Below are 18618 nucleotides of genomic sequence, written 5' to 3'. Positions count from 1 at the left end.
CGACGCTCCGGGGCGACCGAAGCGGAAACGAGCGGAGCCGTCGACGCCGGGCGCGTGGCCGAGTACAACTAGCCGAGGGTGGTCCGTCCGGCGAGGACGGCGAGGGCGACCTCGGCGAGCGGGAGCTGGTTCCGCCGCGCGTGGTCGCGCAGCAGGGAGAACGCGGTCGCGGTGTCCACCCCGTTGCGGTTCGCGATCCACCCCTTCGCCTGCTCGATCACCGTGCGGCTGTCGAGCGCTGCTTGCAGCTGCCCCTGCGTCGTCACCGCGTCGTCGATGGAGCGCTGCTGCAGGAGCGAGATCGCTGCGATGTCGGCGAGCGCTCGGGCGGCGACGAGGTCGTCCTCGTCGAACGCGCCGGCGGACTCGCCGAACAGGTTGAGCGATCCGATGACGGTCGTCCGGAGCCGCAGCGGGATCGAGTGGACAGCCGTGTACCCGGCGTCAGCCGCAGCCCGGCAGAAGTGCGGCCATCGCGGCTCGGCCAGCCGGACGTCGGGGATCGAGACCACGCTCCCGGTCCGCGCTGCCTCGAGACAGGGCCCGTCGCCGACTTCGAGCTGCAGGAGCTCGAGCAGTCCGCTGTGGTGCCCCACCGAGGCGGTGATCTGCAACCGGTGGTCCGAGCCGAACAACATCAGCCCGGCAGCGTGGACGTCGAACAACGCCGCCGACTCGTCCACCAGGTGCTGCAGCCGCCCGCTGAGGTCCTCTGAACTGGTGGCACTGCCGACCAGCGCGATGATCGTCTGCAACAGTCTTCGTTCGCGGTCGGCGCCCATGGGGTCACTCCAGATGCTGTGATCAGAAGTGGCCGGTCGTGCCCTGCTCCAGCAGTCGAAGACCGCTTGCCGCCACGCTACGGCCCCGGGATGCGAACACGCCTGGCGCGGGTTCACGTCACCCCGGTGATCCGATCGCAGACGCGCCGTGACGGGTGATGACGGAGCAAGCCGGCGCCGCTCCGCCGATTCGAGCTGTGTCCGATCGCCGATCCTGCAACGGGTGATCACGGTCCTTGCACCGGCGGTCGGTCAGACCTACGCTGCCCACATGTGGTGGTGGATCGGAACCGGTGTCGTCCTCGCGGTGCTGCTCGGGCTGTGGTTCGTCATGCACCGCTGGACCGACTTCGGCGCTCGGGCGGCGAAGTTCGAGGGGACTGACCCTGAGATCGCGGACGCTCTTCGGCAGGCCGAATCGGACATCGCGCGGGGGCGCATGTACTTCTGACGCTCGCTCGCGCGCTGGTGGTCGTCCTGGACGTCATCGAGGGTGATGTCGAACACCCGCCGCAGGGACTCCCACACCGGCTCGTCGGCGGGGCGCTGATCGAGTGCTTCGGCCATCCGGTCGCCGAAGAGGTCGTACATGCCGATCACGAGAGCGTCCGGGCTCGACACGAGATCCGGGAACGCTGTCACAGCATCCAGCAACTCGACCACCCCGAGGTCGGCCAGCTCGAACTGCTGGTCGAATGCGCTCCTGGTGGAAGTGGAGGTCGACGCATCGACGGACGGGAGGCCCGGTGCCAGCTGGCACCGGGCCTCCCGTCCGTCCGTGGTTCCGCTGCAGATCCCCGATCGCGTATCCGGGGCACGGTCGCGACCGAGAACACGTTGCTCGACAAAGCGTTCTACCTCTGACATGTTAACCACTGAACGGTTGGACTTCACCGTTCGAGGAAGGAGCAGTCAATGAGCAAGATCGGTCAGCAGGCTCGTCGAGTTGCGATGGCGCAGGAACCGGGATGTCGGTGTTCGCGGTGAACCACCGTGGTGCAGCGGAGCGGAAGACGATCAACGGGACGACGCACAAGCGCTCGCACGGTTGGACGACCTGGGCAGGGGTGCAGCACTACACCCGTGCGCGGCTCGAGCACGGCAGCCGCATCATCGCGGACTCTGGCCGGAAGTGGGGCAAGTCCGGCACCGAAGCACTGACTGTGTGGAAGCCGTTCCGGCCGAATCAGCCCGGCAGCGGTGTCGGCACCGCGAAGACCTACTACGGCAAGTGACACATCGCAGCGGGTGCGAGCCGACAGCTCTCACCCGCTGCGGCGTGAGGAGACGACGTGACCAAGCGACAGCTCACGGTGACAGCTGGCCTGGTCTTGCTGGCCATGCTGCTGACCGTGCTGATCGGAGTGTTCGACGCCCGTCGACGTGTCGTCGCCGTGGAGGGCAACGACCTCCGCGCTGGCCAGAGCGCGTGGGTGACCGCGACGCTCGACGAACTCCGGCGTGCCAGGAGTGCGTTCGAACCGGGAACGAAGGTGTTCGTGGGCCTCGAGGAGAAGGTCCGCGCCGTCGCGGTCCTGTCGGGACGGTGGACAGACGTCCCACTGCACGACGGGCACGCACTGACGGGGCGCGCCGGCGAAGCCCTCGTTGGCGCTGACGTTGCCATCCGCGGTGACTACATCGCGGTCGATGGCAAGCCGTACAACGTGGTGGGACGTCTCGGCGTCCGTGCCGACAGTCTCCTGTCCGATGACGTGGTCATCGCCGATCCCTCGCGGTTCTCCGCATCAGCACAACGACTGCTCCTGGACGGCCCGAACAGCGTCCACCACTACAGCGCACAGTTCCCTGGCCGAAGCGTCGAGATCATCGACGACGGCGCGAACCGCAGGACGAACGTCGACGCCGTGTCGCCGGTCCTGGTCGCGCTCGGCGCGCTCGTCATCATGCTCATCGCCGTGGTCGCAGGTCTTCAGGCTGGACGATGGGAACTCCGCACCGCCGCCGTCCGCTTCACCACCGGGTTCCCACCGCTGAACACCCTTCGCAGCGCGGCCGCCCGAGTCGCTGTGATCGGCACCGCCGCCTGTACGACCGCCCTCGCGGGCGCGGCGGTCGTCAGGCAGAACACCACCCTCGACCTCGACGTCACCGCCGCCGTCATCGCGGTCGGAAGCGTCGTGTTTGCCGTGTCCGTCGCTTCGTTCTGGCAGGGAAGCCGTCGATGGAACTGCTGAACGACCTCCGGTCCAACTGGCCGATCATCGTCGCCAAGATCGTCCTGCTCGTGCTGCTCGCACTCTGCTGGTACAACGTGGCGTCGTTCACCCAGTCCACATCGCAGGCCGTGGCCCAGGGACTGTCCGCTGATGCCGACGTCGACCTCTACACGGTGATCGACGATCTCGCCCCGGACGCTTTCGAAGCGATCCGGCGAGACCAGCACGCGCTCGACGAAGTCGCCTCGTTCGTCGATCGCATCGACGACGAGCCCGGATTCGACTTCATCTCCTCGTACGACCAACCCGTCACCGTGCAGGACTTCCGCGGCGACGACCGCTTCGACGTCGGTTACGGCACCGAGTACACACGCAACGGGAAGTACCAGGACGAATCGGGGCGAAGTGTTCAGGACATCAAGTCCATCCAACTCAACGAGACCGCCTACGAGTTCGCGGGGCTCTCCGTGCAGGACGGTGAGCCGATCGAGTGGGATGCCGTCGACTGGGGGTCCGGCCAGATGCCGGTGCTCCTGGGCGCTGAGTACTGCGGCGTGTACGAGCTCGGACAGCGACTCACCGGCTCGGTCATCCTGCAGGAGCACGAGCTCGAGGTCGTCGGTTTCCTCGAACCGAACAGTGCCATGTACTTCCGCGGTGATGCCAACCACTACCTCGACGACACCGTCATCGTGCCCTACCCGCCGACACTCGCCGAACTCGACCGAGTAGCACTCGACCGGCTGGATCCCGAGCTGTTCGGACGCTTGGTGTTCCAGGTACTCAACGCCGACCTCGCCGTCGATCGCAGCCTCGATTTCAGTGGCGTCGTCGCGCGACTCGACGAGATCGGAGACGACACCGGCTTCAGGTCGTACACGTTGCTCGGAGTACCGACCTACCTCGTGCAGCTCTCCCTCGTCCGCCAGCTCATCCAGGACAACCTGGTGCTCGTCACCGCGCTGCTCGTCTCGCTCACCGCGGGAGTGGGCATCATCACGGCGTTCCTCAACCGACTCCTGCATCACCGTCGAGCGCCAGTAGCGCGGGTGCACCATCTCCTCGGAAAGAGCCCGAACCACACGAACCGACTGTTCCGCGCAAGCCGCCTGACCGAATACACCGCCGCACTCGGGCTGTTCCTCGCGACCAGCGCGCTGCTCCCCAACGACAGCGCCACGGCTCGACTCGGCGCTGGCACCGTCCTCCTGCTCTGGTGCGTGGTGGACGGCGCTGTCAGCCGACGAGCCGTCCGCATCGAACTGACCACCCAACGCCGGAGAGGTACCCCACGATGATCGCGCTGCGCGACGTCTCGAAGACGATCACCGAGCCCGACGGATCGACCCGAACACTGTTCGACCGACTCGATTTCGACCTTCGCGACGACGATCGGTCAGTAGCCATCACCGGGCGCAGCGGATCCGGCAAGAGCACGCTGCTCCGGATCCTCGCCGGCCTCGACACCGACTTCGAGGGGACCTACGAGCACGACGGGCACGTGCTCGAGCGCACCGCGTCCAGGATGGCGGCGCACCGAATCCGACACATCGGCATCGTCACCCAGGACCACAGCCTCCTCGGCGACCGCAGCGTGCTCGACAACGTACGGCTCGGCGTTCCTGCTCGCGCTGACTCCGCTGACCGAGCACATGAGGCTCTCGAGGCGGTCGGCATCAGTCACCTCGCTGGCAAGCGCCCACGACGACTCTCGGGAGGAGAAGCGCAGCGCGTCGCGATCGCTCGAGGCATCGCGAAGCGCCCTGTCGTCGTCCTCGCCGATGAGCCCACCGGCGCACTGGACGAGACGACCGAAGACGACATGCTCGCCCTCTTCGATCAGCTGCAGCAAGCAGGAGGCAAGTTCGTGATCGTCACCCACAATGAGCGCGTTGCACAGCGATGTGGACGCCAACTCCAGCTGCACCACGAGCATCTCATCGCGCGCGGCTGAAGAACTCGGCGAACATCTCCCGTTTCGCCGCGTGCGAATCGAGGTCGAGCTCCAGTCCTTCCATGTTGAGGTCGGTCCCGAACAGTCGCAGGATTCCCGGGCCGTTCGACCCCGCGGTCTCGAGGGACACCGAGAACAGCGTCGGCGACGTCTCGCCAGCAGCAATCCGCCGGGCTTGTGCGAACGCCGTGCGGTACGTCGCCTCAACGATGCGGACCACGCTGACCGAGGAGCTGGTGGCGTCCCAGTCGGGCGCGACCATCTCGCCGCTCGGTGCATGGAAGAAGTGCACGACGAACGTGTCGCGCTCACCTTCGGTGCCGTACCGCCGTTCGTCCACGTCCTCGATCTGCACGGACTCATCCTGTCAGCGCACGCTGGGGCGTTCGAGCGGGTGAACCAGCAGGGCGCTACGCTCGGCTCGACCTCGGTTCACGGAGACCGCTGGCGGAGCAGAAACGATCGAGGCAATCCCCATGAAGACGCGTTTCGCGAGCACGTTCCGCAGAAGGAACGCTGCTCGAGACGACCTGGTGATCATCTGGGCTCTCAACGTGGTCGGGATCGTCGCCGTGGTCACGTCGTCCGGCTACGTGTTCAACGAGAACCTGTACGCCTACGGGCTCTGCGCGACCCCTCCACACACCGGCTGCTCGGACGCACCCTGGTTCAGCAGCATGAGCCTCTCGTTCTTCGGAGGCATTGCCGCGGTGGGCGTCGGCGCTTTCCTGGGCCTCCGGCGGTACGGAAATGGCCGTCGCGGCATGTGGTTCCCGCTCGCTGCACTCGGAGCGGTGGCTGCGTTGACGGGATTGTCGATCGCCATCCTCACGATCGCGACTCCGTTGTAGTCCTGCTCGCACCGAGTCGGATCGGCGTCCAGCAGCTCGGCGTCACTAGGCTTCTCCGGATGTCTTCCAACCCGTTCGGCGAAGTCCCCGTCCTGCCGGTCGCCATTCCCGTCGGCGTGGTCGTGTTCGTCGTCCGACTGGCGCTCCTGCTCCGCGGACGGCGCTTCACGTGGCCGCGTGCTGCCGTCGCGGCCGCGATCGCCGTCTACGCCGCAGGAATCATCGCGAACACGATCTTCCCGATCTTCCTCCGCCCGACGCCGAGCGACGAGCCGTGGGCACCGGCACTGGCGTTGATCCCGTTCCACGACTACGAACTCGCAGATGCGCTCACCAACGTTGCCGTGTTCGTACCGCTCGGCATCCTCCTCCCGCTCCTCATGCGTCGTCCGTCGTGGTTGCGGGTGCTCCTCACCTCAGCGGCGGTCAGCCTGACGATCGAGCTCCTGCAACTCGCCGCGCAGAAGCTGTTCTCCGGTGGTCACGTCGCTGACATCAACGACTTCATCTGGAACACATTCGGTGGGGCCATCGGCTACGCGATCTTCGTCTTGCTCACACGCGTACCGATCGTCGCCGTGCTCGTGAACCGGTTCCGCTGACGCTCGACCGCTCGGGCCTCACGCACCGCCTGAGCTGCAGCACCGTCCGCTTGCGATCGGTGAGCGGTCGCTCGCACCGAGACCTCGAACGCCGGGCGGATAACCTTCGGGACATGCCGCCCGAACAGCGTCCGCCGGAGAGCATCGTGCCGCCTCTGGAGGACGGGGAGCGCGACGTCTGGCTCATCGAGTGGCAGGTCGCGGAGGACGCCTTCGACGTCGCCGTTGGCGAACACGTCAGGTGGGACGTCGTGGACGCCGACCGGAGTCGTCTCGGCCATCTCGGCGGCCGACGCCTGGTGACCAAGGAACGCAACACCTACTCCGAGGAACTCGGTGCCGGGCCAGAGCGGCCGATCGTGGGTGTGGTCACCCGGATCGACCAGGTGTCGGTACGGTACGGGCCGTCCGCGAACGGCTCGGGGCAGGAACCGATCCCTGGCTCTGCGATGCAACACGCCGCGCGGGCACTGGCACCACGAATCCCGCACGAGGGGACGATCGTCGGTTGGGTCGTCCGCATCCGGGTCGACTGAGGCCGCGGGATCGCGTCCGGTTCGGCGTCGAGCCGTGCCCACCGGGGTAGGACGCCTCCTTCTTCCGCGCCCACGACGCCGGAGATACTCGTGCCGAGGAAGCCATCGGGCGAGGGCGGTGGTCCTTCCGACCGGGCACGCCACCCGCTGAAGTTCAGCCCCTCGGTGGCCTGCGATTCGCGCGGACGACGATGACGGCGGAGATCATCACGCAGAGACCACTGACGGCGGTGAAGTACGGCCCTGGCCGGGAAGGATCGAGAGCGATCAGCACGACGTCGGCCAAGAACACGACCAGCGCGCTCCTCCCGTCCGGTAGCCAATCCCTTGCCGGACGCAGTCGTACGCTGTGCGAGTGGTGAGCATGATCATCCTGGTGATGGCCGAGTACATGGTCGACGATTCCCCGCTGTGGTACCGCGGATCGCGGTCCAGAGAACACTTCGGGGTTGCCGAGGCCACGGACCTCGGACTGAGCGCGTCACTCCGGCACGACCTGCAGGCATGGAACGACGTCTTCGAGCAGGTGAGGCAAGAGGTATTCGACGATCGTGACGAGTCGCGCGCAGTCCCGTCGACCTCGGCGTCCCCCGAAGTGTTGGAAGCTCACCGAGTCGAGTCCTTCACCCTCGCGAGTCGCGTCCAGCTCGAGCTCGGTGACGACGTCCACGTCTGGTGCGGCGCAGGCAGTGGCATCGACATGGTGACCGAGTCGGGGACGGCCGTCGTGCTGCCGAACGGACGACCGGGCACCGATGTCGAGTTCCTGCGTGACGGGAAACGCGACGTCAGATCGGCGCGTGCTGCGGGCGCACGTGAGGGAACAGCCAAAGCAATCGTCCACTGGCGTGCCCTCACCGAACGAGCCGGGACCCCGTTCGGCGACGCCGAGACCCGCGCCCTCGGACTCCGAACAGCCGGGCGCCTGCAGGGCGACGTCGGACCTCGCGCCCAGGTCATCTTCTACGCCAGCGCGTCCGCGCCATACCGGGTCGACGAATTCGACTGAGGTGGCCAAGCACGACAACCGATCGGTTGTCGGAGGGGTCAGCGATCACGGACTTCGCCGAGCCAAGTCGTTCCGGCGGTAGTACTCCTCCAAGGCCGCGCGGTCCGGCAGGAACACCTTCGGCCGATCGAACTCGTCGAAGGCGTGTCGATACCGGAGACGGCTCTTCCTGGCGGGTCCGAGCAGGAACCGGACCATCTCGATGCGGACACGGTCGCGAGTACCGTCCAAGCTCCCAGCGCGGTCGGGCTCGAAGAGACTGCGTCGGAAGTACCGGCTGATGCTTGCTGCCGTCGAGGCGTCCAGGAGCACCAGACCAGTCGCTCGCCGTAACCGGCCGGGCAACCAGCGCGAGTAGTTGCCCTCGATGACCCACTGCTCGGTGTTCATCGCCTCGTTGTGCATGCGCTCGAAATCGGTGTCCGGACGCTCGACCCACTGTGTTCCGGGCAGGTGGCGGTACTGGTCGAGGTGGATCACAGGGAGCGAGCGGGCCCGGCCGATGGCTGCCGCGAGGGTCGACTTGCCGCTGTTCGATGGCCCCAGAATGCAGATTCGCTGGCCGAGGTCGTCGAGGTCCATCTGGCGAGTTTCGCAGGCGCACCGCTGGCCGGCCCCTCGTCCACGTTGACCCGTGCGGTATTGGCTACCGGACCAGCTCGCGTTCGTAGAGGCTGGAAGCGAGTTGCCGCCCACCGTCAAGGGCACTGACCGTCACGTCGCGGACGTGCCGGAACCCTTGCTCTTCGTAGAAGCGCCGCAGACCCGGGTTGTCCGTCGCGCAGTCGAGCCGCACGAAGGCCGCCCCGCGCTCGGCGGCTCGCTGCCCTACCCACACCAGCAGTCGCTGCCCTAGCCGGCTGCCACGATGCGTCTGCGCCACGGCCAACCGGTGCACGTACACAGCGGAATCGTCCTCCGCGCCCCACGTCTCGGAGTCCGAGTCGGACACCGTGACCATCGCCACGACCACCTGGTCCTGACTCACGACGAAGAGATTCCCCTGCTCTGCGTCGCGCAGCAGAACCGCGTCCGGCACCTGGTCCTGCCACTGATCGATCCCACGCGAGCGGAGCCACTGCCTCGCACCGTCGATGAGCCTCTGAGCCGCAGGAACGTCCGCGGCCGAGGCCGCTTCGACCGCCAACACGTCTTGATCCACGAGACGACGCTACGGGCGGACCTCAGCGGACACGAGCGGAACCGCCGCCGCTGACCGTCCGGTCGCCGATCAGGCGAGTACGGACACCGGCTCGCACTCCCCTGCGATCGGAAACGCGTCTCATACGGCGTGCTCGTCTGGTGGAGTTCTCGTGGTTGACGTGGTGGGGGCTCATGGTCATCGCGCTGACGAGGCTTGTGCTGATCGGGCGCGCTGCCGTCATGGCGGTTCGAAGAGATGGGGTCGCACTCGACAGCTGACTGCTGGCAGACCGAGATCGACTCGGTACGGGAACAGCCACCGAGGTCCCCATCTGACCCTGGGGTAGAGCGGCCGGTACGCTCCGACCATGAGCGTCAGAACTCCCTGGTCTACGCGACGGTGAGCATCGAGTCGTTCGACGTTGAACCGGTCGACCATCGCAGGTTGTTTCGATGGCTGCTCGGTCTGGTGGCTGCTGTCACTGGTGTTCTTGCGATCATCGGGTGGCCATTGCCGGCTGCGCCGGGACGATACGTGACGTCCGATTCATGGGAACGCACGACCGCCTTGATCGAAGCGTGGTGGACACACGACGGTTGGCGAATGTCGGGGGCGTCATGGTTTTGGGGCGGAGTCGCGATGGGCGCGACAACTGGCGCCATCGCGATCTGCGCCGGGAAGGAACGGACTTGGCGCAAGACATGGTTGCTGACCGTGCTACCGGGCGGAGCCATCGCGGCGCTGGGCCCGTTGGTCCAGGTCGTGTTGGGCATTCCGTGGTCGAATTACTCACAGAACCACGACACCCGCTCCACGATCATCGTGTACGTGGTCGGACTGGCGCTGGCGGTGGGCCTGCCATTTCTGCAGGGGTCGGTGATGCACGGCCGCGAGCAGAGCGAAGGCGACAGCGCGTTCCGACCTTGACTCAATGAGGTCGCCAGTCCAGGACGAGTTGCCGACTCGAAGCGTTGTCGTCGGATGACCGCCGCAATCCGAGTCGTCCATCCTGCAACGCTCTCCGGTGATGAGTCCGGTACCCGATCCCCTACCGGCGCGCTTTGAGGACCAGCTGCACCGCTTGCCTCGCCGTTTCCGGCACCAACGGGATTTGGGTGAGCAAGGCAACTTCCACCCACCTCGGCACGTACTGGTTCAGTTCTGATGCTCGTTCGATCTCTGGGCCACCGAGTACCAACGGACCAGGACGCACTTGGGCTGCGAAGTAGGCCGCTGGAGCGGCGCTATCCACTGGCACGTCGAGCAGATCACCGATGATCGCCTCAAGGCCAGTCTCCTCGCGCAGTTCGCGCCGGCAAGCCTCGCGGAGGCTCTCACCTTCCTCCACCCCACCACCAGGAAGCACCCAGTAGTTCCGACCGTCCTTCAACCGATCGATGACGAGCAGGCTCTCGTCTCGGATGACGACGGCCGCTGATCTGACGCGCATCCGGCTAGCACACCACGAAACGCCTGTTCGTGTCCCACAGCCCGGCGTCGAGGGGTCCCGAATGTCGATCGGCTACCGGACTGATCCGGAGATCCGCTCGGACCGCTCAGTGATGTTCCAGGGCGAGGCGTGCGCCGAAGCCGATGAGCACGACGCCCGCGACGCGGTCGATGATGCGTCGAGCGCGCTCGTGGACGAGCCAGCGACGGGCAGCATGCGCGGCGATGATGATGCCGGTAAGCCATGTGAGACCGAGGACGTCGTGCACAGCGGCGAGGAGGAGACCCATACCGAGGTGCGAGACGCCGTCAGGGATGAACTGCGGGATCGTCGCAACGTAGAACACGCCGATCTTCGGGTTGAGCAGGTTCGTCCACATTCCCGTGAGGAACGCCCTCCAGAGCGGCGCTGCCCGCTCGGACACCGATGCGGCCACTGTGTCGAGTTGGCCGCGCTGGAAGCTCTTCACGACAAGGGAAACACCGAGGCACGCCATGTACGCGGCGCCCCCAATGGTGACAAGCCGGTACGCCACTTCGGATGCTGCCAAGAGTGCGGCAGCACCAATCGCCGCCGCCGCACCCCAGATCAGGGCTCCAGTGTTAATCCCGAGCGCCGTCACGAACGCATGCCTGCGGGACTGCGTGAGGGCGCTGCGTAGGACCAGGGTGGTGTCGAGACCCGGGATCACCGTGAGCACCGCCGCGACAGCGGCAAATCCGAGCAGGGCTGTGGTGATGGTCACTGGACCACTGTATGAGCGGCCGCGACGATCGCCGACGATAGACACCTCCATCAGCGCTGGCGAGGCTGTCCCAGTAACCAATCGTCGACTGAGACTGCTTCGCGCGAGACACCGGCGTCTGCGGTGCCATGCTGACGGGGTGATTCTGCTGACCGAAGCCGCGCGTGGTGAGTGGATTGTCGAGCGCGCTGGCCGATGGGCGACTGTCGGCGGTGTCGCTGGCAAGGGCTTCGAGGCGTACGCGAGGCTGCTGCACCCGGTAGATGCGCACCGTACTGACCCGAACACGGTCGACGAGTGGGGCAATCCCGTCGATGTCGAGCACACGCGTTGGCGGTGGGCCGAGGTCGCGCGCCGCAACGGCCGGGTGATGCATCCCCTGGCGCAGTGGTGGCGCATCACTGACGAAGAGCAGACCAGGGACTGGTCGGATGGGTGGCGTGTCGGTCAGTCCGACGACGGGTGGTTCGACCCGGAGGATCTCGCGGTGCTGACCACGCACCTGCGGGCCACGACACGGACCCCGGACGACCTGGTCATCGGAGCGTGGGAAGGCACCGGCAATCCGCCCTGGGCAGAGGGAGGTCGGAACGCGCTCGCGCGCGCTCGCATACAGATGCACTGGCCAGGTCGGGACATGTGGTTGTTCAGCTCGAGCCTGGGCGAGCTTGCGGACCCGATGTGGGCGCAGCGCACCGTGCCTGGATGGGAATGCAGCCGCTGGGGCCAGGAGGGTCCCTACACGTCGCTGATCTGGCCCGAGGATCACGCCTGGGTCGTCGCGTCGGAGGAAGACTGGGACTCGACGATCGTCGCCGGCTCACCCGCACTCGTCGACAGCATCCTCGCGGACGACCGCTTCGAGACCTTCGAGGTGCACGAAGATGACGACCTGAGCTGGGACGGCGATCTCCTCAATCCCCGCCGACAGCCGAAACCAGGGCCCTGAGACGACCAGACGCCCGGGAGGGATCGTCAATCGAGGCACCTTGATGCCGGGCCGTGGCACTCGGCCAGGTGTTTCGTGGTGAGCTAGCCGGATGCGCATCAGATCAGCGGCCGTTGTCCTCCGAGACGAGAGCCTGCTCGTCATCGATCGGTTGAAGAACGGTCGTCACTACTGTGTGCTCCCTGGTGGCGGGGTCGAGGAAGGCGAGAGCCTCCGCGAGGCTTGTCAGCGCGAGTTGCGTGAGGAGACAGGCCTTGAAGCGAGCATCGGCGACCTCCTCGACGTACCAGTGGATAGCGCCGTTCCCGCGGCTTACTTCGTGGCACAAGTGCGTCCTGGTCCATTGGTACTCGGGGGTCCGGAGATCGACCGTGCCTCGGAGCTGAACGAGTACGAGCCGAGGTGGGTGAAAGTGGGCTTGCTTGCGCACATCCCGTTGATGCCGGAAGCGGCGAGGGAAGCGGTCAAGCTGGTCCTCGAAGCGCGCCGCTGAGGGATCGTTAAACGGGCGATGCGCGATGAGACGCCCAAATAGGCGCCCGTGCCACTGCCTCTCGTTCAACGCGACTGACGAGCGATCAAACACGCCGGCTGGCAATACGGACGCCCATCCAACAAGGAAGCCGGACTAGTCGCCGAATTTGGCGTTCAGGGTGCTCCTCGAGGTCACGGGCCCAATCGAAGGCGTCGTTGGCCGGGATCAGCGGGTCGCCATCGGGGTCGTCTTGCACGAACCAGTTCCACCTGAGCAACTTCTTCACCTGATCCTTAACGAGATGGCGCCGGTACGGGTACGCGGCCGGTCGTGGACTACGAAGGCCATCGGGGTCAAGTTCCTCGAGAGCGGCAAAGATCACACGACGTGGGTGTTGTCGTATACCGTGCATCCGGACCCCGAGCCGTGTCCCGGTCCGGGGGCTATGAGGAGCTACGGCGACAAGTACGGGTGACGCTGTTAGCCCTGAGCGAACAGGCTAAAACCGGCGTGGCCAGCAATCACAGCGGGTCCGATAGCCCTGCTAATCTCCTCAGCAAATGACAGAAGGGGGCATTCATGGCTGACGAGGACGCCACCACGGAAGAGACCGGTGACGCGACGAGCACTGCTGCAGTGAAGCCGCGGTCTAAGCACGGTGTTCCGCGCGTGGGGCTCGAAGTAATCGACCAGCAGGCGCAGAAGATCTGGGTCGCGGCTCGCCGCTCGGAGGTCGCACCGGAAGTTGTTGCACGCGCACTGTCCGGTCGCGAAGACACTAAGGCGAGCGGCGGCGGGTGGCGCGCCCGGCTAACGCCGCTCAAGCTTTTCAAAGTTGTGGCGGTGTCGAAGGAGGGGAAGATCCGGCTAACCGAGCTGGGTGTTGCACTCGCGAACACGGCCGACGTCGAAGGACGCGCGGCAGCACTCAAGACTGCGGCGCTGAACATCGCCGCCTACGAGACCATCCTGCGCCGGTACGACGGCGGCGAACTCCCCGCGCTGACGCCGATCAAGAGTGAGTTTGAGTTCGGCTGGGATATGTCAGCTGCCGACGCCTCTACGGTCGCCGAGCTATTCGTGGCAGGCGCGAAGTATGCGGGCCTCGTAGGCGATGACGGGGTCGTGCGACTCGACGGCGCACACCCGGCGACTGAGGCCGACGACGCCGAAGCGGAGAACTCCGAGGACGAAGGTGGCACGGCCGACACCGTAGATGACGATTCAGTCATCGAACAGCACGAGGCTGAGTTCGCGCCGCCTACGCGGGAGCAGACTTCCGACCTTCCCGGGTTTACGCCTGCTCCTGCTCCTGCTCCTGCTCCTGCTCCTGCGCAGAGCATCACTCCTGCCGCGCCGATTGGCGCGCCGCCGGTGGCGCTGAACGTGAAGCTCGACATGTCGGGTTGGGACGCCGACGACGTGCTGCGAGTGCTCGCCGCGCTCGGGTACGAGGGCACAGCGAGTGCTGAGTCCTGACGACGCGTATCTGCTTTTCGACACCAGCCAGGAGCGGATGCTTGCAGCGTTGAAGTCAGTTGCCACCGATGATTACGTCGACGGGGACACGACGACCATCCTGGAGGACGTAGGTCTGATCGAGAACAACGGCGATTGGGCGCTGACTCCCGCCGGGTCAGCCCTCTACCGGGCGGCGTTCGTCGTGCGCGATGACGATGCGACGAACCGGTTGCTCGGTCAGGCTCTCCGCGTGTTGCTCCCGATCCAGGCGATCGCGCAGGAACTCGGTTCGTCAGTGACGGTGCCCGAGCAGGGCGTGATTGATCTGCTCGTTCTGCATCGCCTGCTCGACCGGGACTTCACGGTTGAGCGGGCGCGAGCGACCCTCCGGTGGCTCAACACGCTTCGGGTGCTCGTCTACTCGCAGAAGCAGAAGACTGTGCGGTACGTAGCCGACGATCCCGAAGCCGCCAAGGTCGGTGAGGTGGAATCCCTGGCGGCGATGATCTCGCCCCGGACGCCCTACTCGAACGTCGCTCGACTGCGGCGCGTGTTGCGAGTCCAGGCGGGCGTCGTCACCTGGGCCGATCAGCACTTCGGTGCGCGCGCGTTCGAGGAGTTGGTCGACGAGCTTGACACGACCAAAGTCACTGAACTGCGCATCATCTCCGGGCCGAACGTCGTGTCAGCGAAGAACTTTAAGGACTACGAGCGGTTCCGTGACGAGATGAAGCTGAAAGGCATCGCCGTGGAGTGGCGGGTCGACGCCACTCGTGAATGGCACGACCGGTGGCTCGTAGACGGCAAGTCAGCCCACAACGTGCCGCCCGTGAACAGCTTGTTCGCCAATCAGTACTCGGAGATCCTGCCTACGAAGGAGCGACCCCCGGTCGACGAGTGGTGGTCTCGGGCAACGTCACGAACCGAGTAGCGGTCAGCTTAGGAGCCGACGGTCGGATGGGTTCACGGCAAGCCCGCAACTCGACCTATCCCTAGACGGAGAAGCGCGTCGCGGAGGCGCGCCACGAGGTCAGCAAGGATAACCCGACGACCGATAGCCGGTCCCCCCGCGGACTGCCGTACCGGACTCGAACCGGACGCCGCTCCGAGAAGAGCCGAGTCTCACATGGGTGGTCCGCTGATTGTCGCAGTGAGGGAGCCCTATGCGTACGACCCACGACAGCCGCCGGAACGAAGAAGCCCACCGAGATCCTCGGTGGGCTTCTTCGTGTCAGACACGTTTCGGTCGGGCTGACAGGATTTGAACCTGCGACCCCTTGACCCCCAGTCAAGTGCGCTACCAAGCTGCGCCACAGCCCGCGAGTTCCGGAGAACTCAGGATCCCGGAGGATCCTCGCCCACGTCCGACCGGAGCGCGAGCGACCGGTCCAGCATAGCGGACGTCAGACCACCTCCGTGCCACGGCGAGTCGGAGCAACGCGACCCGAACGTGACGCTCAGCCCGGCCGCACCACCTCGCGCCGCGCCGCCAACCACGGCAACCCGAGCCCGACGAGCAACCCACCGGCCCCGTCCGCCGCCAGGTCCCCGATCGTGTCGTCGTAGCCGACGTAGATCGCCGAGTCGACGAAGTTGTGCCCGAGCCACTCCCCCATCTCCCACGCCGCCCCGATCGCGAGTCCCGCACACAGTCCGAGGATCGCGACGACCACCCGTCGCTCCCCGTCCGGCGCCGGCACCGCGCGCAGGTCCGACCCGATGACGTACAGCACGGCGGCGAGCAGTCCCGTGAGGACGACGTGCATGAACTTGTCCCACAGGAACACGCTCGTGTACCACTCGAGCACGCTCGACCACCCGGCGAGGAGCACGAGCACGCACACTGCGAGGTCGAACGCGGGCCGCAGCCCGAGCATCCGCGGCACCACGACCCCCAGCAGCGACAGCGCCATCACCGGCAGCGCGGTTCCGCCCCACCCGATGCTCGCGACGACCAGGCTGACGAGCGTCAGGGCACGCACCACGTCGGCCACCAGGAACCTCGGCCGCAGGAACGTCGGCCCGAGCGTGGCGATCACGACGCCCACCGCACGACCGCGTGCACGGCAGCGTGGTCGGAGGGCCACACCCCGCCCGGCCGCCGGTTCGACACGGCGACCCGCTCGACGCTCGCGTCCGGCGTCACGAGGACACCGTCGATGCGCCGGCCGCCGACACGCGGACTCCCGTAGTGCGGGTACGTCCCGTACGGCTCACCCACCTGCCGGGAGGCCCGCCCCCAGCTGTCGACGACACCAGCGTCCGCCAGTGCTCGCCATGGTGCGGATCCTGCCGGGCTGTTCCAGTCGGCCATCACGACGGCGGGCAGGCCGCGCTGTCGCACGATCCGGCCGAGCAGTTCGGCGGATCGCAGCCGGGCCCACGGCGAGGCGACGTCGAGGTGGGTGGCGATCGCCAGGAACCGGACGCCGGTCGCGCGGTCGTCGACGACGGCGCCGACGGCGTGCCGGGGGAACGACGTGGCCCACGAGCGGGATCCCGGACGGTGCGGCGTGCGGGAAAGAGCCCACGTGCGGCGCTCGACGACGTCGAGGCGCGAGCGGTCGAGGAAGAGCCCGACCTGTTCACCACCGCCGCGCGCGCCGCGCCCGGCCAGGACGGGTTCCCAACCGGACCCGAGGCCGGCCGTCAGGTCGTCTGCCTGCGCGGGGAGGGCCTCCTGGACGGCGAGGACGGTGGGCGCTTCGGACGTGACGAGCGCGGCGATCGCGTCGCGGCGACGCTCCCAGGCGTCCGGGTGCGCGGGCGGCCGCGGCACGCGGCGCCGCACGTTCAGGGTCATGCAGTGGACCTCGGGCGACCGGACGGCTCCGATGAGAGGGTGGTCGTCGGGGTGGTGGGGCATGCCTCCCTTCTACGAGACAACACCCGTCGGATTCCCAGGGACCTCTCCGCGTGGCTCGTAGGGTGGCCCGATGCGTTCTCGTCCCACCCCTCGTGTCCTCGTCGCGATCGCGGTCTCCGGACTGCTGCTCGGAGCCGCCGGGTGCACCTCGAGCGGCCCGGACACGAGCCGCCCGACACTCGCGAAGGCCACGGCGAAGACGGTCACGGTCGCCGACGCCTCCGACGCTGCAGCACGGTCGGTGCGGGTGAGCAAGGCCCTGTTCGCGAGTGCTCCCGGCGCGATCGTGGCGACGGCCGACGATGCCGACGCGATCTCCGATGCCGCGAAGGCCGCGGCGAGCGCCCACGTTCCGGTCCTGCTGACCGCGAAGCAGGAGCAGGACACGAAGGGCGGCGCTGCCGTCGCCCGCGAACTCGACCGGCTCGGGGCCGACTGGTACCAGGCCGAGGGCGACGTGTCGGTCGACACGGACGTCGACGAGCGGAATGCGCCGGAGGGTGGCGACGCGCCGGAGTCGACCCGGGCCTCCCGGCAGGCGACCGTGGTGGTGGCGGACGCGAACGCGGACGCTGCTGCCGTGGCGACCGCCAAGGCCGCAGGAGCGAAGGTCGTGACCATGCCGGAGGGCGTGACCGACCCGGCTGCCGCACCCGACGTGGTGACGGCGCTGCACGAGCGAGCGGAGCACCCGACGGTCCTGGTCGGTGCGGCGTTCGACGCGCTGCAGGACCCGGAGTGGACGGTGCGGGCAGCCGAGGGCGGGTTCCAGCTGCGGAACGGCGGCCAGCGGCCGTTCGACGGGCACCGGTACGTCGCGCTGTACGGGGCTCCCGGGGCGCCGGCGCTGGGCGTGCTCGGCGAGCAGGGGCCGGAGGCCACCGTCCGGCGTGCTGAGCAGGTCGCGAAGCCGTACCGGGCCGAGTCCGACGAGCTCGTGACGCCCGCGATGGAGGTCATCGCGACCGTCGCCGCCGGGGACGCCGGAGCCGACGGCGACTACTCGACGGAGCTGCCGGTCTCGACGCTCGAGCCCTACGTCGATGCCGCCCACGACGCCGACATGCCCGTGATCATCGACCTGCAGCCGGGCCGGTCCGACTTCCTGTCGCAGGCGAAGAAGTACGAGTCGCTGCTGAAGAAGCCCGGCGTCTGGCTGGCGCTCGACCCGGAGTGGCGGCTGACGAAGGACCAGGTGCCGCTCGAGCAGATCGGTAGTGTGTCGGCGTCCGAGGTGAACGAGGTGTCCTCGTGGCTGGCTGCGCTCGTGCGCGACGAGGGGCTGCCGCCGAAGGCCCTGGTCCTGCACCAGTTCCGGCTGTCGATGATCCAGGACCGTTCCGCGCTGGAGACCCACCCGGAGCTCGACATGCTCGTGCACGTCGACGGGCAGGGCTCGCAGCCGGACAAGCAGGCGACGTGGAAGGCGCTGCACCAGGGCGCGCCCGAGGGGCTGCACTGGGGCTGGAAGAACTTCTACGACGAGGACACGCCCATGCTGACGCCGTCGCAGACCATGCAGGACGTGCAGCCGACGCCGTCGTTGGTCACCTACCAGTAAGCGCGTTCCGTCGCGTTGTCCACAGTCTGGAGGCGCGGGTCGGGTTTCGTCGG

24 protein-coding genes and 1 tRNA gene are annotated in these 18618 nt (G+C 67.2%); 16 read left to right on the top strand and 9 right to left on the bottom strand.

Going from position 1 to position 18618, the window contains the following annotated elements:
- Window positions 1-68 precede the first annotated feature (68 nt).
- On the bottom strand, window positions 69-782 hold the full coding sequence (locus ACGH48_RS07015) for an ANTAR domain-containing protein (RefSeq protein ID WP_396290750.1): 714 nt from the start codon (window positions 780-782) through the stop codon (window positions 69-71).
- Window positions 783-1053: 271 nt separating this feature from the next.
- On the opposite strand from ACGH48_RS07015, the gene ACGH48_RS07010 reads away from it, so the two are divergent.
- From ACGH48_RS07010 to ACGH48_RS06985, 6 genes are all read left to right on the top strand, one after another.
- Entirely contained in the window at window positions 1054-1233 is a 180-nt protein-coding gene (locus ACGH48_RS07010) for a hypothetical protein (RefSeq protein WP_396290748.1), read from the top strand.
- 17 nt (window positions 1234-1250) lie between these two features.
- Window positions 1251-1646, top strand: coding sequence for a hypothetical protein (locus ACGH48_RS07005; protein ID WP_396290747.1), 396 nt, complete (start codon window positions 1251-1253; stop codon window positions 1644-1646).
- A gap of 104 nt (window positions 1647-1750) precedes the next feature.
- Window positions 1751-2017 carry a hypothetical protein gene (locus tag ACGH48_RS07000; protein ID WP_396290746.1) on the top strand — a complete coding sequence of 89 codons (267 nt, stop codon included), beginning with the start codon at window positions 1751-1753 and terminating at the stop codon, window positions 2015-2017.
- A 57-nt stretch (window positions 2018-2074) separates the two neighbouring features.
- Window positions 2075-2980, top strand: a complete 906-nt coding sequence (locus ACGH48_RS06995; RefSeq protein WP_396290744.1) for a hypothetical protein — start codon at window positions 2075-2077, stop codon at window positions 2978-2980.
- Entirely contained in the window at window positions 2968-4260 is a 1293-nt protein-coding gene (locus ACGH48_RS06990; RefSeq protein WP_396290743.1) for a hypothetical protein, read from the top strand. The genes ACGH48_RS06995 and ACGH48_RS06990 overlap by 13 nt, the downstream gene beginning before the upstream one ends.
- Window positions 4257-4916 (top strand): ABC transporter ATP-binding protein, encoded by a 660-nt coding sequence (locus tag ACGH48_RS06985; protein ID WP_396290742.1) that lies wholly within the window; start codon window positions 4257-4259, stop codon window positions 4914-4916. Before ACGH48_RS06990 ends, ACGH48_RS06985 begins: the two co-directional genes overlap by 4 nt.
- Here ACGH48_RS06985 and ACGH48_RS06980 read toward each other — a convergent pair.
- On the bottom strand, window positions 4900-5271 hold the full coding sequence (locus tag ACGH48_RS06980; protein WP_396290741.1) for a hypothetical protein: 372 nt from the start codon (window positions 5269-5271) through the stop codon (window positions 4900-4902). The genes ACGH48_RS06985 and ACGH48_RS06980 overlap by 17 nt on opposite strands.
- Window positions 5272-5392: 121 nt before the next feature.
- Here ACGH48_RS06980 and ACGH48_RS06975 point away from each other — a divergent pair, with 121 nt between their 5' ends.
- The 4 genes from ACGH48_RS06975 (at window position 5393) to ACGH48_RS06960 (ending at window position 7914) form a co-directional block, all read left to right on the top strand.
- Entirely contained in the window at window positions 5393-5767 is a 375-nt protein-coding gene (locus ACGH48_RS06975) for a hypothetical protein (RefSeq protein WP_340196230.1), read from the top strand.
- A 59-nt stretch (window positions 5768-5826) separates the two neighbouring features.
- Complete coding sequence (locus ACGH48_RS06970; protein WP_123313562.1) at window positions 5827-6369, top strand: VanZ family protein; 543 nt, start codon at window positions 5827-5829, stop codon at window positions 6367-6369.
- Between the two features lie 59 nt (window positions 6370-6428).
- Complete coding sequence (locus ACGH48_RS06965; protein ID WP_396290740.1) at window positions 6429-6905, top strand: DUF6578 domain-containing protein; 477 nt, start codon at window positions 6429-6431, stop codon at window positions 6903-6905.
- Between the two features lie 358 nt (window positions 6906-7263).
- Window positions 7264-7914, top strand: a complete 651-nt coding sequence (locus ACGH48_RS06960; protein WP_396290739.1) for a hypothetical protein — start codon at window positions 7264-7266, stop codon at window positions 7912-7914.
- 45 nt (window positions 7915-7959) lie between these two features.
- Here ACGH48_RS06960 and ACGH48_RS06955 read toward each other — a convergent pair whose 3' ends face one another.
- Together ACGH48_RS06955 and ACGH48_RS06950 are read right to left on the bottom strand one after the other, a co-directional pair.
- Window positions 7960-8496 carry a hypothetical protein gene (locus ACGH48_RS06955; protein ID WP_396290738.1) on the bottom strand — a complete coding sequence of 179 codons (537 nt, stop codon included), beginning with the start codon at window positions 8494-8496 and terminating at the stop codon, window positions 7960-7962.
- A gap of 64 nt (window positions 8497-8560) precedes the next feature.
- Window positions 8561-9076 carry a GNAT family N-acetyltransferase gene (locus ACGH48_RS06950; protein WP_396290737.1) on the bottom strand — a complete coding sequence of 172 codons (516 nt, stop codon included), beginning with the start codon at window positions 9074-9076 and terminating at the stop codon, window positions 8561-8563.
- A 381-nt stretch (window positions 9077-9457) separates the two neighbouring features.
- Between ACGH48_RS06950 and ACGH48_RS06945 the strand changes: the two genes are divergently transcribed.
- Complete coding sequence (locus tag ACGH48_RS06945; protein ID WP_396290736.1) at window positions 9458-9985, top strand: hypothetical protein; 528 nt, start codon at window positions 9458-9460, stop codon at window positions 9983-9985.
- 121 nt (window positions 9986-10106) lie between these two features.
- Here ACGH48_RS06945 and ACGH48_RS06940 read toward each other — a convergent pair whose 3' ends face one another.
- Window positions 10107-10508, bottom strand: coding sequence for an NUDIX domain-containing protein (locus tag ACGH48_RS06940; RefSeq protein ID WP_396290734.1), 402 nt, complete (start codon window positions 10506-10508; stop codon window positions 10107-10109).
- Window positions 10509-10614: 106 nt separating this feature from the next.
- Window positions 10615-11253, bottom strand: a complete 639-nt coding sequence (locus ACGH48_RS06935; RefSeq protein ID WP_396290733.1) for a LysE family translocator — start codon at window positions 11251-11253, stop codon at window positions 10615-10617.
- A gap of 139 nt (window positions 11254-11392) precedes the next feature.
- Here ACGH48_RS06935 and ACGH48_RS06930 point away from each other — a divergent pair, with 139 nt between their 5' ends.
- The 4 genes from ACGH48_RS06930 to ACGH48_RS06915 all read left to right on the top strand — a co-directional run bounded on the left by ACGH48_RS06930 (window position 11393) and on the right by ACGH48_RS06915 (window position 15069).
- Window positions 11393-12202, top strand: coding sequence for a hypothetical protein (locus tag ACGH48_RS06930; protein ID WP_396290732.1), 810 nt, complete (start codon window positions 11393-11395; stop codon window positions 12200-12202).
- Between the two features lie 91 nt (window positions 12203-12293).
- Window positions 12294-12695, top strand: coding sequence for an NUDIX domain-containing protein (locus ACGH48_RS06925; RefSeq protein ID WP_396290731.1), 402 nt, complete (start codon window positions 12294-12296; stop codon window positions 12693-12695).
- 561 nt (window positions 12696-13256) lie between these two features.
- The gene (locus tag ACGH48_RS06920) at window positions 13257-14156 is read left to right on the top strand and encodes a hypothetical protein (protein WP_396290730.1); all 900 of its coding nucleotides are present in this window, start codon (window positions 13257-13259) and stop codon (window positions 14154-14156) included.
- The gene (locus ACGH48_RS06915) at window positions 14143-15069 is read left to right on the top strand and encodes a hypothetical protein (protein ID WP_396290729.1); all 927 of its coding nucleotides are present in this window, start codon (window positions 14143-14145) and stop codon (window positions 15067-15069) included. The genes ACGH48_RS06920 and ACGH48_RS06915 overlap by 14 nt, the downstream gene beginning before the upstream one ends.
- A gap of 315 nt (window positions 15070-15384) precedes the next feature.
- Here the strand turns inward: ACGH48_RS06915 and ACGH48_RS06910 are convergent.
- From ACGH48_RS06910 to ACGH48_RS06900, 3 genes are all read right to left on the bottom strand, one after another.
- Window positions 15385-15458: transfer RNA gene (locus ACGH48_RS06910), tRNA-Pro, on the bottom strand.
- A gap of 137 nt (window positions 15459-15595) precedes the next feature.
- Complete coding sequence (locus ACGH48_RS06905) at window positions 15596-16177, bottom strand: hypothetical protein (protein ID WP_396290728.1); 582 nt, start codon at window positions 16175-16177, stop codon at window positions 15596-15598.
- Complete coding sequence (locus ACGH48_RS06900) at window positions 16174-17004, bottom strand: endonuclease/exonuclease/phosphatase family protein (protein WP_396290727.1); 831 nt, start codon at window positions 17002-17004, stop codon at window positions 16174-16176. The genes ACGH48_RS06905 and ACGH48_RS06900 overlap by 4 nt, the downstream gene beginning before the upstream one ends.
- 70 nt (window positions 17005-17074) lie before the next feature.
- On the opposite strand from ACGH48_RS06900, the gene ACGH48_RS06895 reads away from it, so the two are divergent.
- Entirely contained in the window at window positions 17075-18565 is a 1491-nt protein-coding gene (locus ACGH48_RS06895) for a hypothetical protein (RefSeq protein WP_396290726.1), read from the top strand.
- Window positions 18566-18618 lie beyond the last annotated feature (53 nt).

It is taken from the genome of Curtobacterium pomorum, from assembly GCF_044497295.1.
Lineage (GTDB): Bacteria > Actinomycetota > Actinomycetes > Actinomycetales > Microbacteriaceae > Curtobacterium.
The sequence above is the reverse complement of the archived record's forward strand: the minus strand, read 5'-3'. Positions and strand labels throughout refer to the sequence as shown.

Bases quoted from the DNA above. Each gene is read 5' to 3' on its own strand.
- ACGH48_RS07015 (WP_396290750.1), bottom strand. From the start codon at position 782: ATGGGCGCCGACCGCGAACGAAGACTGTTGCAGACGATCATCGCGCTG.
- ACGH48_RS07010 (WP_396290748.1), top strand. From the start codon at position 1,054: ATGTGGTGGTGGATCGGAACCGGTGTCGTCCTCGCGGTGCTGCTCGGG.
- ACGH48_RS07000 (WP_396290746.1), top strand. From the start codon at position 1,751: ATGTCGGTGTTCGCGGTGAACCACCGTGGTGCAGCGGAGCGGAAGACG.
- ACGH48_RS06990 (WP_396290743.1), top strand. From the start codon at position 2,968: ATGGAACTGCTGAACGACCTCCGGTCCAACTGGCCGATCATCGTCGCC.
- ACGH48_RS06985 (WP_396290742.1), top strand. From the start codon at position 4,257: ATGATCGCGCTGCGCGACGTCTCGAAGACGATCACCGAGCCCGACGGA.
- ACGH48_RS06975 (WP_340196230.1), top strand. From the start codon at position 5,393: ATGAAGACGCGTTTCGCGAGCACGTTCCGCAGAAGGAACGCTGCTCGA.
- ACGH48_RS06970 (WP_123313562.1), top strand. From the start codon at position 5,827: ATGTCTTCCAACCCGTTCGGCGAAGTCCCCGTCCTGCCGGTCGCCATT.
- ACGH48_RS06955 (WP_396290738.1), bottom strand. From the start codon at position 8,496: ATGGACCTCGACGACCTCGGCCAGCGAATCTGCATTCTGGGGCCATCG.
- ACGH48_RS06940 (WP_396290734.1), bottom strand. From the start codon at position 10,508: ATGCGCGTCAGATCAGCGGCCGTCGTCATCCGAGACGAGAGCCTGCTC.
- ACGH48_RS06925 (WP_396290731.1), top strand. From the start codon at position 12,294: ATGCGCATCAGATCAGCGGCCGTTGTCCTCCGAGACGAGAGCCTGCTC.
- ACGH48_RS06920 (WP_396290730.1), top strand. From the start codon at position 13,257: ATGGCTGACGAGGACGCCACCACGGAAGAGACCGGTGACGCGACGAGC.
- ACGH48_RS06900 (WP_396290727.1), bottom strand. From the start codon at position 17,004: ATGCCCCACCACCCCGACGACCACCCTCTCATCGGAGCCGTCCGGTCG.
- ACGH48_RS06895 (WP_396290726.1), top strand. From the start codon at position 17,075: ATGCGTTCTCGTCCCACCCCTCGTGTCCTCGTCGCGATCGCGGTCTCC.